30 protein-coding genes and 2 pseudogenes are annotated in these 16954 nt (G+C 62.4%); 16 read left to right on the forward strand and 16 right to left on the reverse strand.

What is annotated here, in order from left to right:
• Positions 1-106: 106 nt before the first annotated feature.
• The 8 genes and pseudogenes from BLU62_RS33310 to BLU62_RS00740 all read right to left on the reverse strand — a co-directional run bounded on the left by BLU62_RS33310 (position 107) and on the right by BLU62_RS00740 (position 3857).
• Complete coding sequence (locus tag BLU62_RS33310) at positions 107-316, reverse strand: hypothetical protein (RefSeq protein WP_084811702.1); 210 nt, start codon at positions 314-316, stop codon at positions 107-109.
• Positions 317-347: 31 nt separating this feature from the next.
• On the reverse strand, positions 348-515 hold the full coding sequence (locus tag BLU62_RS33315) for a hypothetical protein (RefSeq protein ID WP_159441495.1): 168 nt from the start codon (positions 513-515) through the stop codon (positions 348-350).
• A 64-nt stretch (positions 516-579) separates the two neighbouring features.
• Positions 580-936, reverse strand: a pseudogene (locus tag BLU62_RS34640) (MerR family transcriptional regulator); the annotation flags it as partial.
• A 70-nt stretch (positions 937-1006) separates the two neighbouring features.
• Positions 1007-1177, reverse strand: coding sequence for a hypothetical protein (locus BLU62_RS32690; RefSeq protein ID WP_159441504.1), 171 nt, complete (start codon positions 1175-1177; stop codon positions 1007-1009).
• A 491-nt stretch (positions 1178-1668) separates the two neighbouring features.
• Positions 1669-2628: a hypothetical protein gene (locus BLU62_RS00725; protein ID WP_244278009.1), complete on the reverse strand. Its 960-nt coding sequence runs from the start codon at positions 2626-2628 to the stop codon at positions 1669-1671.
• Between the two features lie 435 nt (positions 2629-3063).
• Positions 3064-3414 (reverse strand): hypothetical protein, encoded by a 351-nt coding sequence (locus tag BLU62_RS00735; RefSeq protein WP_074852700.1) that lies wholly within the window; start codon positions 3412-3414, stop codon positions 3064-3066.
• Between the two features lie 33 nt (positions 3415-3447).
• Positions 3448-3588, reverse strand: a pseudogene (locus BLU62_RS34645) (DUF7324 family protein); the annotation flags it as partial.
• On the reverse strand, positions 3585-3857 hold the full coding sequence (locus BLU62_RS00740) for a helix-turn-helix domain-containing protein (RefSeq protein WP_074847947.1): 273 nt from the start codon (positions 3855-3857) through the stop codon (positions 3585-3587). The gene BLU62_RS00740 and the pseudogene BLU62_RS34645, both read right to left, overlap by 4 nt.
• Positions 3858-4109: 252 nt before the next feature.
• On the opposite strand from BLU62_RS00740, the gene BLU62_RS00745 reads away from it, so the two are divergent.
• Genes BLU62_RS00745 through BLU62_RS00760 form a run of 5 tightly spaced genes read left to right on the forward strand, consistent with a single transcriptional unit; the run spans position 4110 to position 5951 of the window.
• Positions 4110-4871, forward strand: coding sequence for a hypothetical protein (locus tag BLU62_RS00745; protein WP_074847923.1), 762 nt, complete (start codon positions 4110-4112; stop codon positions 4869-4871).
• Between the two features lie 54 nt (positions 4872-4925).
• Complete coding sequence (locus BLU62_RS00750; protein WP_074847925.1) at positions 4926-5342, forward strand: hypothetical protein; 417 nt, start codon at positions 4926-4928, stop codon at positions 5340-5342.
• Entirely contained in the window at positions 5339-5527 is a 189-nt protein-coding gene (locus BLU62_RS00755; RefSeq protein ID WP_074847949.1) for a DUF3263 domain-containing protein, read from the forward strand. Before BLU62_RS00750 ends, BLU62_RS00755 begins: the two co-directional genes overlap by 4 nt.
• A gap of 20 nt (positions 5528-5547) precedes the next feature.
• The gene (locus tag BLU62_RS32070) at positions 5548-5769 is read left to right on the forward strand and encodes a hypothetical protein (RefSeq protein WP_139179912.1); all 222 of its coding nucleotides are present in this window, start codon (positions 5548-5550) and stop codon (positions 5767-5769) included.
• A complete protein-coding gene (locus tag BLU62_RS00760; RefSeq protein ID WP_139179913.1) occupies positions 5751-5951 on the forward strand; it encodes a hypothetical protein in 201 nt (66 codons plus the stop codon). Before BLU62_RS32070 ends, BLU62_RS00760 begins: the two co-directional genes overlap by 19 nt.
• On the opposite strand, the gene BLU62_RS00765 is transcribed toward BLU62_RS00760, so the two are convergent.
• Complete coding sequence (locus BLU62_RS00765; protein WP_244278010.1) at positions 5948-7096, reverse strand: tyrosine-type recombinase/integrase; 1149 nt, start codon at positions 7094-7096, stop codon at positions 5948-5950. The two genes, BLU62_RS00760 and BLU62_RS00765, sit on opposite strands and share 4 nt — an antisense overlap.
• A gap of 1327 nt (positions 7097-8423) precedes the next feature.
• Here BLU62_RS00765 and BLU62_RS33320 point away from each other — a divergent pair.
• A complete protein-coding gene (locus BLU62_RS33320) occupies positions 8424-8870 on the forward strand; it encodes an N-terminal phage integrase SAM-like domain-containing protein (protein ID WP_244278011.1) in 447 nt (148 codons plus the stop codon).
• Positions 8867-9637 carry a tyrosine-type recombinase/integrase gene (locus BLU62_RS00775; RefSeq protein WP_074847956.1) on the forward strand — a complete coding sequence of 257 codons (771 nt, stop codon included), beginning with the start codon at positions 8867-8869 and terminating at the stop codon, positions 9635-9637. Before BLU62_RS33320 ends, BLU62_RS00775 begins: the two co-directional genes overlap by 4 nt.
• Here BLU62_RS00775 and BLU62_RS00780 read toward each other — a convergent pair.
• From BLU62_RS00780 to BLU62_RS00795, 4 genes are read right to left on the reverse strand one after another with little or no spacing between them, the layout of a single operon-like run.
• Complete coding sequence (locus BLU62_RS00780; protein ID WP_074847958.1) at positions 9634-10038, reverse strand: hypothetical protein; 405 nt, start codon at positions 10036-10038, stop codon at positions 9634-9636. The genes BLU62_RS00775 and BLU62_RS00780 overlap by 4 nt on opposite strands.
• Before the next feature lie 20 nt (positions 10039-10058).
• Entirely contained in the window at positions 10059-10247 is a 189-nt protein-coding gene (locus BLU62_RS00785) for a DUF3263 domain-containing protein (protein WP_074847949.1), read from the reverse strand.
• Positions 10244-10660: a hypothetical protein gene (locus tag BLU62_RS00790; protein ID WP_074847925.1), complete on the reverse strand. Its 417-nt coding sequence runs from the start codon at positions 10658-10660 to the stop codon at positions 10244-10246. Before BLU62_RS00790 ends, BLU62_RS00785 begins: the two co-directional genes overlap by 4 nt.
• The gene (locus BLU62_RS00795) at positions 10657-11466 is read right to left on the reverse strand and encodes a hypothetical protein (RefSeq protein WP_139179914.1); all 810 of its coding nucleotides are present in this window, start codon (positions 11464-11466) and stop codon (positions 10657-10659) included. Before BLU62_RS00795 ends, BLU62_RS00790 begins: the two co-directional genes overlap by 4 nt.
• 280 nt (positions 11467-11746) lie before the next feature.
• Between BLU62_RS00795 and BLU62_RS00800 the strand changes: the two genes are divergently transcribed.
• Genes BLU62_RS00800 through BLU62_RS32080 form a run of 4 tightly spaced genes read left to right on the forward strand, consistent with a single transcriptional unit; the run spans position 11747 to position 13423 of the window.
• The gene (locus BLU62_RS00800; protein WP_074847921.1) at positions 11747-12001 is read left to right on the forward strand and encodes a helix-turn-helix domain-containing protein; all 255 of its coding nucleotides are present in this window, start codon (positions 11747-11749) and stop codon (positions 11999-12001) included.
• On the forward strand, positions 11998-12159 hold the full coding sequence (locus tag BLU62_RS34650; RefSeq protein WP_425284522.1) for a DUF7324 family protein: 162 nt from the start codon (positions 11998-12000) through the stop codon (positions 12157-12159). The genes BLU62_RS00800 and BLU62_RS34650 overlap by 4 nt, the downstream gene beginning before the upstream one ends.
• 13 nt (positions 12160-12172) lie before the next feature.
• Positions 12173-12958, forward strand: a complete 786-nt coding sequence (locus BLU62_RS32075; protein WP_139179908.1) for a hypothetical protein — start codon at positions 12173-12175, stop codon at positions 12956-12958.
• A gap of 3 nt (positions 12959-12961) precedes the next feature.
• Positions 12962-13423 (forward strand): hypothetical protein, encoded by a 462-nt coding sequence (locus BLU62_RS32080; protein ID WP_074847962.1) that lies wholly within the window; start codon positions 12962-12964, stop codon positions 13421-13423.
• A 171-nt stretch (positions 13424-13594) separates the two neighbouring features.
• On the opposite strand, the gene BLU62_RS32085 is transcribed toward BLU62_RS32080, so the two are convergent.
• Genes BLU62_RS32085 through BLU62_RS00820 form a run of 3 tightly spaced genes read right to left on the reverse strand, consistent with a single transcriptional unit; the run spans position 13595 to position 14894 of the window.
• Positions 13595-14380: a hypothetical protein gene (locus tag BLU62_RS32085; RefSeq protein WP_139179908.1), complete on the reverse strand. Its 786-nt coding sequence runs from the start codon at positions 14378-14380 to the stop codon at positions 13595-13597.
• Entirely contained in the window at positions 14377-14556 is a 180-nt protein-coding gene (locus BLU62_RS34655; RefSeq protein WP_425284520.1) for a DUF7324 family protein, read from the reverse strand. Before BLU62_RS34655 ends, BLU62_RS32085 begins: the two co-directional genes overlap by 4 nt.
• The gene (locus tag BLU62_RS00820) at positions 14553-14894 is read right to left on the reverse strand and encodes a helix-turn-helix domain-containing protein (protein ID WP_342028575.1); all 342 of its coding nucleotides are present in this window, start codon (positions 14892-14894) and stop codon (positions 14553-14555) included. Before BLU62_RS00820 ends, BLU62_RS34655 begins: the two co-directional genes overlap by 4 nt.
• Positions 14895-15078: 184 nt before the next feature.
• On the opposite strand from BLU62_RS00820, the gene BLU62_RS00825 reads away from it, so the two are divergent.
• From BLU62_RS00825 to BLU62_RS00840, 5 genes are read left to right on the forward strand one after another with little or no spacing between them, the layout of a single operon-like run.
• The gene (locus tag BLU62_RS00825) at positions 15079-15840 is read left to right on the forward strand and encodes a hypothetical protein (RefSeq protein ID WP_074847923.1); all 762 of its coding nucleotides are present in this window, start codon (positions 15079-15081) and stop codon (positions 15838-15840) included.
• A gap of 54 nt (positions 15841-15894) precedes the next feature.
• On the forward strand, positions 15895-16311 hold the full coding sequence (locus BLU62_RS00830; RefSeq protein WP_074847925.1) for a hypothetical protein: 417 nt from the start codon (positions 15895-15897) through the stop codon (positions 16309-16311).
• Positions 16308-16496, forward strand: coding sequence for a DUF3263 domain-containing protein (locus BLU62_RS00835; RefSeq protein WP_074847949.1), 189 nt, complete (start codon positions 16308-16310; stop codon positions 16494-16496). Before BLU62_RS00830 ends, BLU62_RS00835 begins: the two co-directional genes overlap by 4 nt.
• A 20-nt stretch (positions 16497-16516) precedes the next feature.
• The gene (locus tag BLU62_RS32090) at positions 16517-16738 is read left to right on the forward strand and encodes a hypothetical protein (RefSeq protein WP_139179912.1); all 222 of its coding nucleotides are present in this window, start codon (positions 16517-16519) and stop codon (positions 16736-16738) included.
• Complete coding sequence (locus BLU62_RS00840; RefSeq protein ID WP_139179913.1) at positions 16720-16920, forward strand: hypothetical protein; 201 nt, start codon at positions 16720-16722, stop codon at positions 16918-16920. Before BLU62_RS32090 ends, BLU62_RS00840 begins: the two co-directional genes overlap by 19 nt.
• The last annotated feature ends 34 nt before the right edge of the window (positions 16921-16954 follow it).

Here is a 16954-nt window from a genome sequence, read left to right on the forward strand (position 1 = left end):
CGGGAACACAGGTATTCGCGGACGTAGCCGATCAATGTGCCTACGGGGTAGTCGGTGCGGCATTTGGGGCACCAGCCGGCATAGCGGGCTTCCACTGCACCGCTGCTCACTGGTCGACCCCCTCGTCTTCGATGTCGTAGGAGCGCTGGAGGATTGAAAGCAGCGCGTACTCGACCGACTTCGAGTCCTGCTTGGCTGCGTAGTGCGCTATCTCTGCACGCAGCCAGAGGAGTTGCGCCTCCTTGCTGGTAGTACTTGTCGAGCTGGTTCTGGGTGTGTTGTGCGTCGGCGATCTGCTGCTGCACGATCGCGCCATACAGCTCGGACCGAAGATGTTTCGGCCCCGCTCACTGGTCGACCTCCTGGGTGGGCATGCAGAACCCGACCACCGTCATCAGCAACAGGACCGCGACGATCACGAACGCCACCAGTTCTTCCGGTCCGAGAGGTGGGAGGATCGCCCACACCCCCAACACAAGACACGCATACGCGGGAACCCAGATCGCGGCCTTCACGACGCCGCCCTCTCACCCGGAGCCGGCTGCGGCAGCGAGTTCCGCCACCGCACACATCTTCGTGGTCGATAAAGTACTTGCCGCCCCCCTCACGCAAGGTTCGGAACAGGATTCGCCCCTCGACATACTCGCGGCGAAGGGTCTTCTCGGAGACTCCCAGGATTTGGGCGGCCTCCTTCAGGGTGTACTGAAGGGGCTGAAGGTTTCTGTCGTTCATGACGCCTCCAAGGTTCTGGTGGGGATGGGGTTCGCTTGAGCAGGGTGAGCAGCGCATCGATGTGCTGCCACAGTTGCGGCGGGTGAGTTCGATGGCGTCGTCCTCACCGGCGGAAAGATCACGAAGACGGGTTCCCCTGTGGCGGGAATGGTCGTGACGTGATGGGTACCCGTCAAGCCGTCGATGGGGATGGCGGAACCTCATGCAGCGGAAGATCACTCATGCCGCACCGCCGATGATGCGTTGCAGGACGATCCGCCCCGACGGAGTCAGATCACCGTGGCCACCAGATCATTGAGGCAGTGCGCAGCCGACTCGACTTGAGTGCTTCGCGTGCGGCCAACACCATCCAGTACTCCGGCGACTCCTCCGGGTCGAACGGGCGTAGCGGAGACGACTGCTCCCACGCCTTACGCGCAGCCTCCACAGCAGGATCGGTGCTCATGCCGCACCGCCGATACGGTCCAGGTGGGAATCGTCCGGCCCAGGCCACACAATCCGCGACGACCGCTCCACAACCGCTGTCGCACCATACGATTCGATGAGCTTGGCCCTAGACTTCGCGGAGGACAACGACTTGTACTCGCGCTTAGTGGACGGCCAGTGGAAGCGTCGACTCCCGAACTGCGCGATATACCCGGATCGGGGTCCCACCCTCGGGTTCCCAGTCAGGGTTGGGGTACCCGAACTCCTCACCGGTGTCGTCGGTGTAGAAGGTCAGTGCCCCTTCGGGATAGCTCGTGATCGCAACTCGGTAGAGGTAGTAGCCGCCGCTGGCTCACGCCAGTCCGGATCGGCCTCCTGCATTGCTCTGTACACGTCGCGTAGCTCGGCGAGCGTGAGAACCACTTCACCCCGGCCGGACGGGACTCAACCGACAGGTACGCCAGGTCGAGGCCGCTCACCTCACCGAGCGATACGTGGACCTTCCTGTTTTCATCTGCTACTACAGGGACTGGATCTGCGTAGTGCGAGAAGGACATGAGTCAGACCGCCTCGGGAAGGACTCGCGCGTCCAGGCCCGCCTCTGGGCATCTGCAGCTTGGACGTGTTCCCACCACGGCGCCAGTGGTTCCAGGCCATCACGAAGTAACCAATGAGATCACGGTCGCTGACGTTGACTTTGCCTTCGCGGATACGATCGAGTCGGTCACGCAGGGCGAGAATGGGATTGCCGGACTGGAGCCCGGCGCCTGAGTAGAGTCCTTCGCTGAACTCGCGAGCCGCTTCGCCGTCGATCAGTCGGAACTGCAGCAGCACTGCAAGGGTCACGCTGGGTCGGCACTTGACGCGCCGGAGACGCTGACTGGCAAGGTCCTGAAGGATGGCCATCTCGACCGGGTGCTCGGCGGCCCAGGCGACTACCTCCGGGTTGCTGATCTTGCTTGCGACCTTCTGATCGCCGAAGAACGCCATACGCTGCCACTCCAGGTAGACCCGGATGCCGCCTGCGACGATCCTCGAATCAGTCGAACCAAGAAGCCCTTCGAGGACCAGTTGGTCGCCGGCCGTCCGGGTTGTCCCTTGATCCATCGTGCTTTGTGTGTCTGCGGGGAGCCCGCGTACAACCAGGAAAGGAATGGCCGGAAAGTTGTCGTCCATCCGGGCGAGTGCAGTCAGCCGGTGCTGCCCATCGAGGAGGACATCATCGATCGACCACTTGATGGCTTCTCCGTTGTACTTCCAGCGTCCGGAAGTCATCTCGGCCATGAGACGCACTACCTGTGACTCTTTGATCGGTCGGTTGTGTGTGTTCTTCGCGAGTACACGACGCGCCATCGCCGGGTCGACGAAGATGGTCGACGCCGACGGCTTCTGCGGTGTCACACCGACGGACGCGAGATGCTGGCTCTTACGGTGGAAGTCGCCTTCGGAAGTTTTCTGCCAGTTCGACATGGGCTATCCTTCTAGTTGTGTGATGACGCTGTTGAGTGCGTCGCGGACGCGGATCAGATCGCTGAGGTTGGACGCCTTGATCTGGTCCTTGTTCCTTTTCAGGCGGTCGTCGGCGGCGAGCCGGTTGACCGATTCGACAGCGCGCTTCAGGTTGAAAGTCGCGGAGTCGAAAGCATCTGTGATGGGCCGACGCTTCGGCGTGGCCGGTTGTGCCGGTGCGGGGGTCGGCGTGGGAGCGTTGAGTTCAGCGAGGGCGGCATCGGTGAAGCCGGGGGCGATCTCGACCGGCTCGGCCTCAACCTCGGCATCGATGTCGGGTTCCGGATCGATCCGGCGGCTGCCGATCTCGCTACGGATCGCCGCCGCGGTCGGCCTACCCCGGTGGCCTCGTTGACCTTCGCCATAACATCCACGGCTTCAGCGGGTCAAGGCCTGTCAGCTCCCGCGCCTGCCCTCATTGGCCGGAAGTGCCGGTGTGTCACCAATTGGTGACGTCGCCATCTCCAGGGCGGCTTCCATGCCGTCAACAACGGTCGCCGCACTCATGAGGTCATAGGCCCGCTTACGGCTAAGGTTCCACCGGCTCTGGCAGTACACCTCGAACGACGCATACTCGTGCCGATAAAGGCGATCGTCACGGATCTTCGCCAGGGCGCGGCCTATCTCGATGAACGACTCGAGACCTCGCTCGATGACAGACTCTTGCTGCTCGAGGTCATCTCTCAGTGCTGACAACTGATCGGCAGCGGCGACCGGCTCGCCGGGCAGATAGCTCGGGTAGCTCATCGGTTCACTCCCTCTACTGGTTTGGTGACCGGGGCGGCTCCCCCGCCCGGCCTGCGCGGGCTCCTGCGAGAGGGAGGGGGCCTGCGCGCTCCCGCACCGGCAGCGGTCAGCACGGGAGTGATCTACGAAGTCGGCAACGAGTGCTCGGACAACCGACCGCGGGTGCTCGATCACGCGACCACCCGCCGTTGATTGCTATTACGTCCATTGCTAGCGGATGCGTGCTCCACGAAAAGGAGATGCAGAGGCACGTCGAGAGCCTCCGCGATGCGTTCGGCCAACTGCGGTGTGCACGTGGTCTTGTTCTCGGCGCAGAGGTGCCCAATGAAGCTCTTTGAGCATCCGGCATACCGCCCAAGCCTGGCCATCGAAAATCCGCGCTGGTTCATCAGTGCTCGGAGAGTGTCCCGGATGTGAGTTTCATCCAACTGCCTTTCGGCCATCGTTTGTATGACGCCACTTCATCCTCCATGGTCAACGGGTTGGTGTCAACTGTCGATGGATAAAACATACGACACTGGTAGACGCTTACGCAAGTAATCACAGCGTTGTAGTTCCGCAGCCAGCGGATATGATGGCGTCCAACACTGGATGAAACGGTCAACGGCAAAACGCCAATTCCGGCCGTTGTGGGGTAGACGGATGGGTGAGCGAATGACTAGCGACGTTCATACTCGGACGGCAGGCTCTGAGTCGTGAGCAAATTGTGGGAGTTCGTCCAGGCCCACCTGGACAGGACGGGAGCATCCGAGGCGGCGTTCGCACGCCAGATCGGTAGCATCCCGCAGACTGTCAACTCGTGGAAGAAGCGCGGGTTGAAGCAGCTCCCCGAAGTCGCCACTCTCCGTGCGATCTCAGAGATCACCGGCGCCAACTACGCGGACATCATTTCGGCCGTACTAACTGACATCGGGTACATCGAGGACGGCGAGCTGCCTACGGAGGCGATTACACCGAACGACCATCGGCAGATCGCTTTAGCAGCTCACCTACTTGTCGAGGCGGTTCCGAATATCGACGAACTTGATATCCCATTCGAGGACGTCTTTACGTTCGTTGGACTGGTCGAGCAGTCCGCGGGACTTCTTGGGCGCACTGGTCTCCATCAGGTAGATGACGCGACGGCGCAGGAGATTGTGGCCGAAGCCCGGAAAGCCGCGAGCAAGTATCGGCGGCTAGCACGGAGGGTGGCGGCTTCGCTCACAGGTGATGACGCGTCGGCAGATCGCCGACCGTCCGAGAGCCTGGAGGATTCCGATGCCCTACCAACTGATTCGCCCGCGTCGCCGGGAGCACCGGGCGAAGCGAGTGAAGAGCAGAAGACCACAGCCGGCGGCAAGGTCACAGCCTTGCCTTCCCGGAATCAAGTCCCCAAACCTGAGCGGCCCGAGGATGCGAAGGCCGCCCGCAAGCGGAACCCACGGTTCAAACCCCAAGACCCTGACGAATCTCATTGATGTTATTCGAGGTCAGGGCCGTTTCTGTCAGAGGTGCATGTTCCTATTTCGGACATGAACTGGCATCCCTGGCGGTCAGCCCGCGATGACTACCCGCACATCGCGATCGACTGCACACAGCGACTCTCACCCGGAACGATGGGGCTCAACGGCGAGCGCACCATCTGGATTCACCGCGGCCTCACCCAAGCGGAGAGACGGTGCACCCTCACCCACGAGCTGCTGCACCGGGAGATGCCTGACGCTGATGAGGACACGATTGAGCGTGAGACGGCTCGCCGGCTGATCACACTCCCGCAGTTGGTGGACGCCTTCCGTTGGCTTCGTCACCCGTCACTGCCTGAGCTCGCTGAGCATCTGTGGGTGGACGAGCAGACGGCGTGGACGCGGATGCAACACCTGGACCCGATCGAGGTCGCCGAGATCGAAGCGGCGACCGAGGGTGACTGGTCGTGGAGTGACGTCGCATGACGGACGAAGAGAAGGCGATGCTCGACCTGGCCGGGCGGAGATGGAACTACGCCGGCAACCTCGAGCAGAAGGTGCGAGACGAGTTCGGCATCAGCCTCACCCGGTTCTGGCAGATTGTGAACCGCCTCCTGGACACTCAGGAAGCTTTAAGCTACTCACCGCAGGTGGTGAACCGTCTGCGGTGATTACGAACCCGGAGAACCCCATGAAACGCGCCATCGCCCTGGCAGCAGCAGCCCTCTTCACCACCACCCTCGGCGCAGGAGTAGCCGACGCCGCACCCCGCGACATCACCCCGACCATCGCCTTCCCCGGCGAACACGTCCGCTACTTCTTCTCCTCCGACACCCACGCAACGACATCGCCTACTACGCGGCCGGCGGACGTCTCGTCGTCGCCAAAGATGTGGTGTTCCAGCCCACACTGATCAACATCGGGTCCGGGCCGCGCTACCACACCCACCGGGCGTTCACCTCACCCGGCCGTCAGCTCATCGGTTCGTCGATGCAGACGCGTGGATGGTCGGCGCAGTGTCAGGTGCAGTTGGATGGCCGGACTGTCGACTCGGCGTATGTGCCGGGTCGCCGATTCGCCAACGCCAACTGCTAGACGTCGGGAAGCGCGAGTAGTTTCTCGAGTTGCCCGAGGGCGGCGCGGGTGAGGTCGGTGGAGGTGTGCGCGTACTGCCGGTGCGACGTAGTGGTGGTGTGCCCCAAGATGGCCATTCGGGTGGCTTCCTCCACGCCGGCCTCCTGCAGGAGGGTGGCGACAGTGTGGCGGGCGGCGTGCTGATCCGGCGCGTCCTCCACCTTCCCCACTACCGCGGCTTGTACACACAGCTGCTTCCAAGCGAGGGTGTCGTCGCGGGGCTGGATGGCCGCCCCATCGTCCCGGGTGAACACCAACCCCTGCGACGGGTTGCCCTTCTGCTCCCACAATTCGGTGAGCGCAGCAACCACGGGCGGCAGCAAGGGCACCAGCCGACGCGACCCCGACGTCTTCGTGGGCACCAGGCACGCCGTCCAGTGCACCGGGGTGAAGGTGAAGGTGTCGGGGACGTCGAACGCTTCCCGCGGATACACGTCACCTTGCGGGCGAGGGCCTTTCTTCAACTTCAACCGGGCCAACTGCCACGAGATGTCAATGACACCCACACCGAGGTCGACACGATCCCAGGTGAGGCCCAAAGCTTCGGCTTGGCGGGCACCGGTCAGTAGGGCCAATGACCAGCGGGCTGCGTCTGTTGCGTCACGTGACGCCACATGCAGAAGCACTGCCCGTGCCTGCTCCACAGTGAGGGGAACGCGCTCCTCGGAGCGGGCCTGGGGGCGGTCCATACGCTCGCACGGGTTGTTGCCGATCTTCCCGTCTTTCACTGCATCCCCCAACGCTTTCGCCAACACTGAGTAGGCGGCTTGGGCGGTGCGGGTGGTGTGTGCGTCGGCGACGTGGTTGACCATGCGGCGAACATCAGTGGGGGTGAGCTTCCCCAGCTTCTTCGACCCGACATGCGGGATGAGTTGGTGTTTGATGGTGGACCGGTAGGTGGCGAGGGTGCGGGGTTTCAGGCGTGGCGCGGCGATCGTGTCCACCCAGTAGTCCAGCCACTGGGCGACGGTGATCTGGCCGGCGTTGGGGAGGATGCCGTTCGCGAGGTCTTTCCGCATGGCTGCGAGTTCGGCCACGGCGTCGGCGTATTTCTTGCGTCCACGTTGGTAGTACTTGCCGTCGGGAGGAGGACTTGCGCCATCCACATGCCGTCGGCCCGTTGGTACAGTCCGCCTTCACCTTTCGCCCTACGGCGCTTCTTCGGGGGCATATCGGCTCACTTACGTTTGTACTTACGTTTACCCCAGTCTATGCGCTGTCTAGACAAACTCGTGAAAACTTCAGTTACCTGCAGGTATTCGCTCAGCCTTGACAGTAGACCCACCATGAGCATACCCCTAAACACAGCTTCCCAAGCTGAATACGCGGGTTCGATTCCCGTCATCGGCTCCAGGTCAGAGGGCATTTTCACTCCGACGCTTACGTTTAGACTTACGTGTATCTCGCAAAGTGAGGTCCAGTCCCCTCCGTCGCGAGTCTTCCAAACTAGCTACGCGGGTTCGATTCCCGTCACCCGCTCCAGGTCAGAGACCACACAGGCTCTCGACTACAGCCACGGTTACAGCCAAGGCATTCAAGTACAGCCATCCAGCACCACGCTGGGTGGCTGTACTTGTACATACACGTCGATGGAGAGCGGCATGAGCCTTCGTAATCAGTCGATGTGCTCCAGCGCGGTGTCGGCGAACCACCACCCGTCGCCGAACAACTCCCGCGCCCATGCCGTGGCGTGAGTGAACTCCACCGGTGCAGTAGGTCGGGCACGCGTTCCTGGCGATGATCTTCCCAGCCGCCCGCGTCCCCCCCCCCCCCCCCCCCCCCCCCGCTCGAGTGCACGTGGACACTCCCCCGTCGGGATGGGGGGGTGGGGGGGAGCGTCGGACGTGCGTGTCGACGGACATCCTACGCTCCATCCTTGTACACCGACTACTGCACCGGGTGGAGTTCACTCACGCCACGGCATGGGCGCGGGAGTTGTTCGGCGACGGGTGGTGGTTCGCCGACACCGCGCTGGAGCACATCGACTGATTACGAAGGCTCATGCCGCTCTCCATCGACGTGTATGTACAAGTACAGCCACCCAGCGTGGTGCTGGATGGCTGTACTTGAATGCCTTGGCTGTAACCGTGGCTGTAGTCGAGAGCCTGTGTGGTCTCTGACCTGGAGCGGGTGACGGGAATCGAACCCGCGTAGCTAGTTTGGAAGACTCGCGACGGAGGGGACTGGACCTCACTTTGCGAGATACACGTAAGTCTAAACGTAAGCGTCGGAGTGAAAATGCCCTCTGACCTGGAGCCGATGACGGGAATCGAACCCGCGTATTCAGCTTGGGAAGCTGTGTTTAGGGGTATGCTCATGGTGGGTCTACTGTCAAGGCTGAGCGAATACCTGCAGGTAACTGAAGTTTTCACGAGTTTGTCTAGACAGCGCATAGACTGGGGTAAACGTAAGTACAAACGTAAGTGAGCCGATATGCCCCCGAAGAAGCGCCGTAGGGCGAAAGGTGAAGGCGGACTGTACCAACGGGCCGACGGCATGTGGATGGCGCAAGTCCTCCTCCCCGACGGCAAGTACTACCAACGTGGACGCAAGAAATACGCCGACGCCGTGGCCGAACTCGCAGCCATGCGGAAAGACCTCGCGAACGGCATCCTCCCCAACGCCGGCCAGATCACCGTCGCCCAGTGGCTGGACTACTGGGTGGACACGATCGCCGCGCCACGCCTGAAACCCCGCACCCTCGCCACCTACCGGTCCACCATCAAACACCAACTCATCCCGCATGTCGGGTCGAAGAAGCTGGGGAAGCTCACCCCCACTGATGTTCGCCGCATGGTCAACCACGTCGCCGACGCACACACCACCCGCACCGCCCAAGCCGCCTACTCAGTGTTGGCGAAAGCGTTGGGGATGCAGTGAAAGACGGGAAGATCGGCAACAACCCGTGCGAGCGTATGGACCGCCCCCAGGCCCGCTCCGAGGAGCGCGTTCCCCTCACTGTGGAGCAGGCACGGGCAGTGCTTCTGCATGTGGCGTCACGTGACGCAACAGACGCAGCCCGCTGGTCATTGGCCCTACTGACCGGTGCCCGCCAAGCCGAAGCTTTGGGCCTCACCTGGGATCGTGTCGACCTCGGTGTGGGTGTCATTGACATCTCGTGGCAGTTGGCCCGGTTGAAGTTGAAGAAAGGCCCTCGCCCGCAAGGTGACGTGTATCCGCGGGAAGCGTTCGACGTCCCCGACACCTTCACCTTCACCCCGGTGCACTGGACGGCGTGCCTGGTGCCCACGAAGACGTCGGGGTCGCGTCGGCTGGTGCCCTTGCTGCCGCCCGTGGTTGCTGCGCTCACCGAATTGTGGGAGCAGAAGGGCAACCCGTCGCAGGGGTTGGTGTTCACCCGGGACGATGGGGCGGCCATCCAGCCCCGCGACGACACCCTCGCTTGGAAGCAGCTGTGTGTACAAGCCGCGGTAGTGGGGAAGGTGGAGGACGCGCCGGATCAGCACGCCGCCCGCCACACTGTCGCCACCCTCCTGCAGGAGGCCGGCGTGGAGGAAGCCACCCGAATGGCCATCTTGGGGCACACCACCACTACGTCGCACCGGCAGTACGCGCACACCTCCACCGACCTCACCCGCGCCGCCCTCGGGCAACTCGAGAAACTACTCGCGCTTCCCGACGTCTAGCAGTTGGCGTTGGCGAATCGGCGACCCGGCACATACGCCGAGTCGACAGTCCGGCCATCCAACTGCACCTGACACTGCGCCGACCATCCACGCGTCTGCATCGACGAACCGATGAGCTGACGGCCGGGTGAGGTGAACGCCCGGTGGGTGTGGTAGCGCGGCCCGGACCCGATGTTGATCAGTGTGGGCTGGAACACCACATCTTTGGCGACGACGAGACGTCCGCCGGCCGCGTAGTAGGCGATGTCGTTGCGTGGGGTGTCGGAGGAGAAGAAGTAGCGGACGTGTTCGCCGGGGAAGGCGATGGTCGGGGTGATGTCGCGGGGTGCGGCGTCGGCTACTCCTGCGCCGAGGGTGGTGGTGAAGAGGGCTGCTGCTGCCAGGGCGATGGCGCGTTTCATGGGGTTCTCCGGGTTCGTAATCACCGCAGACGGTTCACCACCTGCGGTGAGTAGCTTAAAGCTTCCTGAGTGTCCAGGAGGCGGTTCACAATCTGCCAGAACCGGGTGAGGCTGATGCCGAACTCGTCTCGCACCTTCTGCTCGAGGTTGCCGGCGTAGTTCCATCTCCGCCCGGCCAGGTCGAGCATCGCCTTCTCTTCGTCCGTCATGCGACGTCACTCCACGACCAGTCACCCTCGGTCGCCGCTTCGATCTCGGCGACCTCGATCGGGTCCAGGTGTTGCATCCGCGTCCACGCCGTCTGCTCGTCCACCCACAGATGCTCAGCGAGCTCAGGCAGTGACGGGTGACGAAGCCAACGGAAGGCGTCCACCAACTGCGGGAGTGTGATCAGCCGGCGAGCCGTCTCACGCTCAATCGTGTCCTCATCAGCGTCAGGCATCTCCCGGTGCAGCAGCTCGTGGGTGAGGGTGCACCGTCTCTCCGCTTGGGTGAGGCCGCGGTGAATCCAGATGGTGCGCTCGCCGTTGAGCCCCATCGTTCCGGGTGAGAGTCGCTGTGTGCAGTCGATCGCGATGTGCGGGTAGTCATCGCGGGCTGACCGCCAGGGATGCCAGTTCATGTCCGAAATAGGAACATGCACCTCTGACAGAAACGGCCCTGACCTCGAATAACATCAATGAGATTCGTCAGGGTCTTGGGTTTGAACCGTGGGTTCCGCTTGCGGGCGGCCTTCGCATCCTCGGGCCGCTCAGGTTTGGGGACTTGATTCCGGGAAGGCAAGGCTGTGACCTTGCCGCCGGCTGTGGTCTTCTGCTCTTCACTCGCTTCGCCCGGTGCTCCCGGCGACGCGGGCGAATCAGTTGGTAGGGCATCGGAATCCTCCAGGCTCTCGGACGGTCGGCGATCTGCCGACGCGTCATCACCTGTGAGCGAAGCCGCCACCCTCCGTGCTAGCCGCCGATACTTGCTCGCGGCTTTCCGGGCTTCGGCCACAATCTCCTGCGCCGTCGCGTCATCTACCTGATGGAGACCAGTGCGCCCAAGAAGTCCCGCGGACTGCTCGACCAGTCCAACGAACGTAAAGACGTCCTCGAATGGGATATCAAGTTCGTCGATATTCGGAACCGCCTCGACAAGTAGGTGAGCTGCTAAAGCGATCTGCCGATGGTCGTTCGGTGTAATCGCCTCCGTAGGCAGCTCGCCGTCCTCGATGTACCCGATGTCAGTTAGTACGGCCGAAATGATGTCCGCGTAGTTGGCGCCGGTGATCTCTGAGATCGCACGGAGAGTGGCGACTTCGGGGAGCTGCTTCAACCCGCGCTTCTTCCACGAGTTGACAGTCTGCGGGATGCTACCGATCTGGCGTGCGAACGCCGCCTCGGATGCTCCCGTCCTGTCCAGGTGGGCCTGGACGAACTCCCACAATTTGCTCACGACTCAGAGCCTGCCGTCCGAGTATGAACGTCGCTAGTCATTCGCTCACCCATCCGTCTACCCCACAACGGCCGGAATTGGCGTTTTGCCGTTGACCGTTTCATCCAGTGTTGGACGCCATCATATCCGCTGGCTGCGGAACTACAACGCTGTGATTACTTGCGTAAGCGTCTACCAGTGTCGTATGTTTTATCCATCGACAGTTGACACCAACCCGTTGACCATGGAGGATGAAGTGGCGTCATACAAACGATGGCCGAAAGGCAGTTGGATGAAACTCACATCCGGGGACACTCTCCGAGCACTGATGAACCAGCGCGGATTTTCGATGGCCAGGCTTGGGCGGTATGCCGGATGCTCAAAGAGCTTCATTGGGCACCTCTGCGCCGAGAACAAGACCACGTGCACACCGCAGTTGGCCGAACGCATCGCGGAGGCTCTCGACGTGCCTCTGCATCTCCTTTTCGTGGAGCACGCATCCGCTAGCAATGGACGTAATAGCAATCAACGGCGGGTGGTCGCGTGATCGAGCACCCGCGGTCGGTTGTCCGAGCACTCGTTGCCGACTTCGTAGATCACTCCCGTGCTGACCGCTGCCGGTGCGGGAGCGCGCAGGCCCCTCCCTCTCGCAGGAGCCCGCGCAGGCCGGGGCGGGGGGAGCCGCCCCGGTCACCAAACCAGTAGAGGGAGTGAACCGATGAGCTACCCGAGCTATCTGCCCGGCGAGCCGGTCGCCGCTGCCGATCAGTTGTCAGCACTGAGAGATGACCTCGAGCAGCAAGAGTCTGTCATCGAGCGAGGTCTCGAGTCGTTCATCGAGATAGGCCGCGCCCTGGCGAAGATCCGTGACGATCGCCTTTATCGGCACGAGTATGCGTCGTTCGAGGTGTACTGCCAGAGCCGGTGGAACCTTAGCCGTAAGCGGGCCTATGACCTCATGAGTGCGGCGACCGTTGTTGACGGCATGGAAGCCGCCCTGGAGATGGCGACGTCACCAATTGGTGACACACCGGCACTTCCGGCCAATGAGGGGCAGGCGCGGGAGCTGACAGGCCTTGACCCCGCTGAAGCCGTGGATGTTATGGCGAAGGTCAACGAGGCCACCGGGGGTAGGCCGACCGCGGCGGCGATCCGTAGCGAGATCGGCAGCCGCCGGATCGATCCGGAACCCGACATCGATGCCGAGGTTGAGGCCGAGCCGGTCGAGATCGCCCCCGGCTTCACCGATGCCGCCCTCGCTGAACTCAACGCTCCCACGCCGACCCCCGCACCGGCACAACCGGCCACGCCGAAGCGTCGGCCCATCACAGATGCTTTCGACTCCGCGACTTTCAACCTGAAGCGCGCTGTCGAATCGGTCAACCGGCTCGCCGCCGACGACCGCCTGAAAAGGAACAAGGACCAGATCAAGGCGTCCAACCTCAGCGATCTGATCCGCGTCCGCGACGCACTCAACAGCGTCATCACACAACTAGAAGGATAGCCCATGTCGAACTGGCAGAAAACTTCCGAAGGCGACTTCCACCGTAAGAGCCAGCATCTCGCGTCCGTCGGTGTGACACCGCAGAAGCCGTCGGCGTCGACCATCTTCGTCGACCCGGCGATGGCGCGTCGTGTACTCGCGAAGAACACACACAACCGACCGATCAAAGAGTCACAGGTAGTGCGTCTCATGGCCGAGATGACTTCCGGACGCTGGAAGTACAACGGAGAAGCCATCAAGTGGTCGATCGATGATGTCCTCCTCGATGGGCAGCACCGGCTGACTGCACTCGCCCGGATGGACGACAAAACTTTGAATGGCCGGAAAGTTGTCGTCCATCCGGGCGAGTGCAGTCAGCCGGTGCTGCCCATCGAGGAGGACATCATCGATCGACCACTTGATGGCTTCTCCGTTGTACTTCCAGCGTCCGGAAGTCATCTCGGCCATGAGACGCACTACCTGTGACTCTTTGATCGGTCGGTTGTGTGTGTTCTTCGCGAGTACACGACGCGCCATCGCCGGGTCGACGAAGATGGTCGACGCCGACGGCTTCTGCGGTGTCACACCGACGGACGCGAGATGCTGGCTCTTACGGTGGAAGTCGCCTTCGGAAGTTTTCTGCCAGTTCGACATGGGCTATCCTTCTAGTTGTGTGATGACGCTGTTGAGTGCGTCGCGGACGCGGATCAGATCGCTGAGGTTGGACGCCTTGATCTGGTCCTTGTTCCTTTTCAGGCGGTCGTCGGCGGCGAGCCGGTTGACCGATTCGACAGCGCGCTTCAGGTTGAAAGTCGCGGAGTCGAAAGCATCTGTGATGGGCCGACGCTTCGGCGTGGCCGGTTGTGCCGGTGCGGGGGTCGGCGTGGGAGCGTTGAGTTCAGCGAGGGCGGCATCGGTGAAGCCGGGGGCGATCTCGACCGGCTCGGCCTCAACCTCGGCATCGATGTCGGGTTCCGGATCGATCCGGCGGCTGCCGATCTCGCTACGGATCGCCGCCGCGGTCGGCCTACCCCCGGTGGCCTCGTTGACCTTCGCCATAACATCCACGGCTTCAGCGGGGTCAAGGCCTGTCAGCTCCCGCGCCTGCCCCTCATTGGCCGGAAGTGCCGGTGTGTCACCAATTGGTGACGTCGCCATCTCCAGGGCGGCTTCCATGCCGTCAACAACGGTCGCCGCACTCATGAGGTCATAGGCCCGCTTACGGCTAAGGTTCCACCGGCTCTGGCAGTACACCTCGAACGACGCATACTCGTGCCGATAAAGGCGATCGTCACGGATCTTCGCCAGGGCGCGGCCTATCTCGATGAACGACTCGAGACCTCGCTCGATGACAGACTCTTGCTGCTCGAGGTCATCTCTCAGTGCTGACAACTGATCGGCAGCGGCGACCGGCTCGCCGGGCAGATAGCTCGGGTAGCTCATCGGTTCACTCCCTCTACTGGTTTGGTGACCGGGGCGGCTCCCCCCGCCCCGGCCTGCGCGGGCTCCTGCGAGAGGGAGGGGGCCTGCGCGCTCCCGCACCGGCAGCGGTCAGCACGGGAGTGATCTACGAAGTCGGCAACGAGTGCTCGGACAACCGACCGCGGGTGCTCGATCACGCGACCACCCGCCGTTGATTGCTATTACGTCCATTGCTAGCGGATGCGTGCTCCACGAAAAGGAGATGCAGAGGCACGTCGAGAGCCTCCGCGATGCGTTCGGCCAACTGCGGTGTGCACGTGGTCTTGTTCTCGGCGCAGAGGTGCCCAATGAAGCTCTTTGAGCATCCGGCATACCGCCCAAGCCTGGCCATCGAAAATCCGCGCTGGTTCATCAGTGCTCGGAGAGTGTCCCCGGATGTGAGTTTCATCCAACTGCCTTTCGGCCATCGTTTGTATGACGCCACTTCATCCTCCATGGTCAACGGGTTGGTGTCAACTGTCGATGGATAAAACATACGACACTGGTAGACGCTTACGCAAGTAATCACAGCGTTGTAGTTCCGCAGCCAGCGGATATGATGGCGTCCAACACTGGATGAAACGGTCAACGGCAAAACGCCAATTCCGGCCGTTGTGGGGTAGACGGATGGGTGAGCGAATGACTAGCGACGTTCATACTCGGACGGCAGGCTCTGAGTCGTGAGCAAATTGTGGGAGTTCGTCCAGGCCCACCTGGACAGGACGGGAGCATCCGAGGCGGCGTTCGCACGCCAGATCGGTAGCATCCCGCAGACTGTCAACTCGTGGAAGAAGCGCGGGTTGAAGCAGCTCCCCGAAGTCGCCACTCTCCGTGCGATCTCAGAGATCACCGGCGCCAACTACGCGGACATCATTTCGGCCGTACTAACTGACATCGGGTACATCGAGGACGGCGAGCTGCCTACGGAGGCGATTACACCGAACGACCATCGGCAGATCGCTTTAGCAGCTCACCTACTTGTCGAGGCGGTTCCGAATATCGACGAACTTGATATCCCATTCGAGGACGTCTTTACGTTCGTTGGACTGGTCGAGCAGTCCGCGGGACTTCTTGGGCGCACTGGTCTCCATCAGGTAGATGACGCGACGGCGCAGGAGATTGTGGCCGAAGCCCGGAAAGCCGCGAGCAAGTATCGGCGGCTAGCACGGAGGGTGGCGGCTTCGCTCACAGGTGATGACGCGTCGGCAGATCGCCGACCGTCCGAGAGCCTGGAGGATTCCGATGCCCTACCAACTGATTCGCCCGCGTCGCCGGGAGCACCGGGCGAAGCGAGTGAAGAGCAGAAGACCACAGCCGGCGGCAAGGTCACAGCCTTGCCTTCCCGGAATCAAGTCCCCAAACCTGAGCGGCCCGAGGATGCGAAGGCCGCCCGCAAGCGGAACCCACGGTTCAAACCCCAAGACCCTGACGAATCTCATTGATGTTATTCGAGGTCAGGGCCGTTTCTGTCAGAGGTGCATGTTCCTATTTCGGACATGAACTGGCATCCCTGGCGGTCAGCCCGCGATGACTACCCGCACATCGCGATCGACTGCACACAGCGACTCTCACCCGGAACGATGGGGCTCAACGGCGAGCGCACCATCTGGATTCACCGCGGCCTCACCCAAGCGGAGAGACGGTGCACCCTCACCCACGAGCTGCTGCACCGGGAGATGCCTGACGCTGATGAGGACACGATTGAGCGTGAGACGGCTCGCCGGCTGATCACACTCCCGCAGTTGGTGGACGCCTTCCGTTGGCTTCGTCACCCGTCACTGCCTGAGCTCGCTGAGCATCTGTGGGTGGACGAGCAGACGGCGTGGACGCGGATGCAACACCTGGACCCGATCGAGGTCGCCGAGATCGAAGCGGCGACCGAGGGTGACTGGTCGTGGAGTGACGTCGCATGACGGACGAAGAGAAGGCGATGCTCGACCTGGCCGGGCGGAGATGGAACTACGCCGGCAACCTCGAGCAGAAGGTGCGAGACGAGTTCGGCATCAGCCTCACCCGGTTCTGGCAGATTGTGAACCGCCTCCTGGACACTCAGGAAGCTTTAAGCTACTCACCGCAGGTGGTGAACCGTCTGCGGTGATTACGAACCCGGAGAACCCCATGAAACGCGCCATCGCCCTGGCAGCAGCAGCCCTCTTCACCACCACCCTCGGCGCAGGAGTAGCCGACGCCGCACCCCGCGACATCACCCCGACCATCGCCTTCCCCGGCGAACACGTCCGCTACTTCTTCTCCTCCGACACCCACGCAACGACATCGCCTACTACGCGGCCGGCGGACGTCTCGTCGTCGCCAAAGATGTGGTGTTCCAGCCCACACTGATCAACATCGGGTCCGGGCCGCGCTACCACACCCACCGGGCGTTCACCTCACCCGGCCGTCAGCTCATCGGTTCGTCGATGCAGACGCGTGGATGGTCGGCGCAGTGTCAGGTGCAGTTGGATGGCCGGACTGTCGACTCGGCGTATGTGCCGGGTCGCCGATTCGCCAACGCCAACTGCTAGACGTCGGGAAGCGCGAGTAGTTTTCTCGAGTTGC

Origin of the sequence: Gordonia westfalica (assembly GCF_900105725.1) — a bacterium.
GTDB classification, from domain to species: Bacteria; Actinomycetota; Actinomycetes; order Mycobacteriales; family Mycobacteriaceae; genus Gordonia; species Gordonia westfalica.

What these genes read in the sequence shown, in the direction of transcription:
- BLU62_RS33310 (WP_084811702.1), bottom strand. Translation starts at nt 316, where the DNA reads ATGGCGCGATCGTGCAGCAGCAGATCGCCGACGCACAACACACCCAGA.
- BLU62_RS32690 (WP_159441504.1), bottom strand. Translation starts at nt 1,177, where the DNA reads ATGAGCACCGATCCTGCTGTGGAGGCTGCGCGTAAGGCGTGGGAGCAG.
- BLU62_RS00725 (WP_244278009.1), bottom strand. Translation starts at nt 2,628, where the DNA reads ATGTCGAACTGGCAGAAAACTTCCGAAGGCGACTTCCACCGTAAGAGC.
- BLU62_RS00735 (WP_074852700.1), bottom strand. Translation starts at nt 3,414, where the DNA reads ATGAGCTACCCGAGCTATCTGCCCGGCGAGCCGGTCGCCGCTGCCGAT.
- BLU62_RS00740 (WP_074847947.1), bottom strand. Translation starts at nt 3,857, where the DNA reads ATGGCCGAAAGGCAGTTGGATGAAACTCACATCCGGGACACTCTCCGA.
- BLU62_RS00750 (WP_074847925.1), top strand. Translation starts at nt 4,926, where the DNA reads ATGAACTGGCATCCCTGGCGGTCAGCCCGCGATGACTACCCGCACATC.
- BLU62_RS00755 (WP_074847949.1), top strand. Translation starts at nt 5,339, where the DNA reads ATGACGGACGAAGAGAAGGCGATGCTCGACCTGGCCGGGCGGAGATGG.
- BLU62_RS32070 (WP_139179912.1), top strand. Translation starts at nt 5,548, where the DNA reads ATGAAACGCGCCATCGCCCTGGCAGCAGCAGCCCTCTTCACCACCACC.
- BLU62_RS33320 (WP_244278011.1), top strand. Translation starts at nt 8,424, where the DNA reads ATGCCCCCGAAGAAGCGCCGTAGGGCGAAAGGTGAAGGCGGACTGTAC.
- BLU62_RS00780 (WP_074847958.1), bottom strand. Translation starts at nt 10,038, where the DNA reads ATGAAACGCGCCATCGCCCTGGCAGCAGCAGCCCTCTTCACCACCACC.
- BLU62_RS00785 (WP_074847949.1), bottom strand. Translation starts at nt 10,247, where the DNA reads ATGACGGACGAAGAGAAGGCGATGCTCGACCTGGCCGGGCGGAGATGG.
- BLU62_RS00790 (WP_074847925.1), bottom strand. Translation starts at nt 10,660, where the DNA reads ATGAACTGGCATCCCTGGCGGTCAGCCCGCGATGACTACCCGCACATC.
- BLU62_RS00800 (WP_074847921.1), top strand. Translation starts at nt 11,747, where the DNA reads ATGAAACTCACATCCGGGGACACTCTCCGAGCACTGATGAACCAGCGC.
- BLU62_RS32075 (WP_139179908.1), top strand. Translation starts at nt 12,173, where the DNA reads ATGAGCTACCCGAGCTATCTGCCCGGCGAGCCGGTCGCCGCTGCCGAT.
- BLU62_RS32080 (WP_074847962.1), top strand. Translation starts at nt 12,962, where the DNA reads ATGTCGAACTGGCAGAAAACTTCCGAAGGCGACTTCCACCGTAAGAGC.
- BLU62_RS32085 (WP_139179908.1), bottom strand. Translation starts at nt 14,380, where the DNA reads ATGAGCTACCCGAGCTATCTGCCCGGCGAGCCGGTCGCCGCTGCCGAT.
- BLU62_RS00820 (WP_342028575.1), bottom strand. Translation starts at nt 14,894, where the DNA reads ATGTTTTATCCATCGACAGTTGACACCAACCCGTTGACCATGGAGGAT.
- BLU62_RS00830 (WP_074847925.1), top strand. Translation starts at nt 15,895, where the DNA reads ATGAACTGGCATCCCTGGCGGTCAGCCCGCGATGACTACCCGCACATC.
- BLU62_RS00835 (WP_074847949.1), top strand. Translation starts at nt 16,308, where the DNA reads ATGACGGACGAAGAGAAGGCGATGCTCGACCTGGCCGGGCGGAGATGG.
- BLU62_RS32090 (WP_139179912.1), top strand. Translation starts at nt 16,517, where the DNA reads ATGAAACGCGCCATCGCCCTGGCAGCAGCAGCCCTCTTCACCACCACC.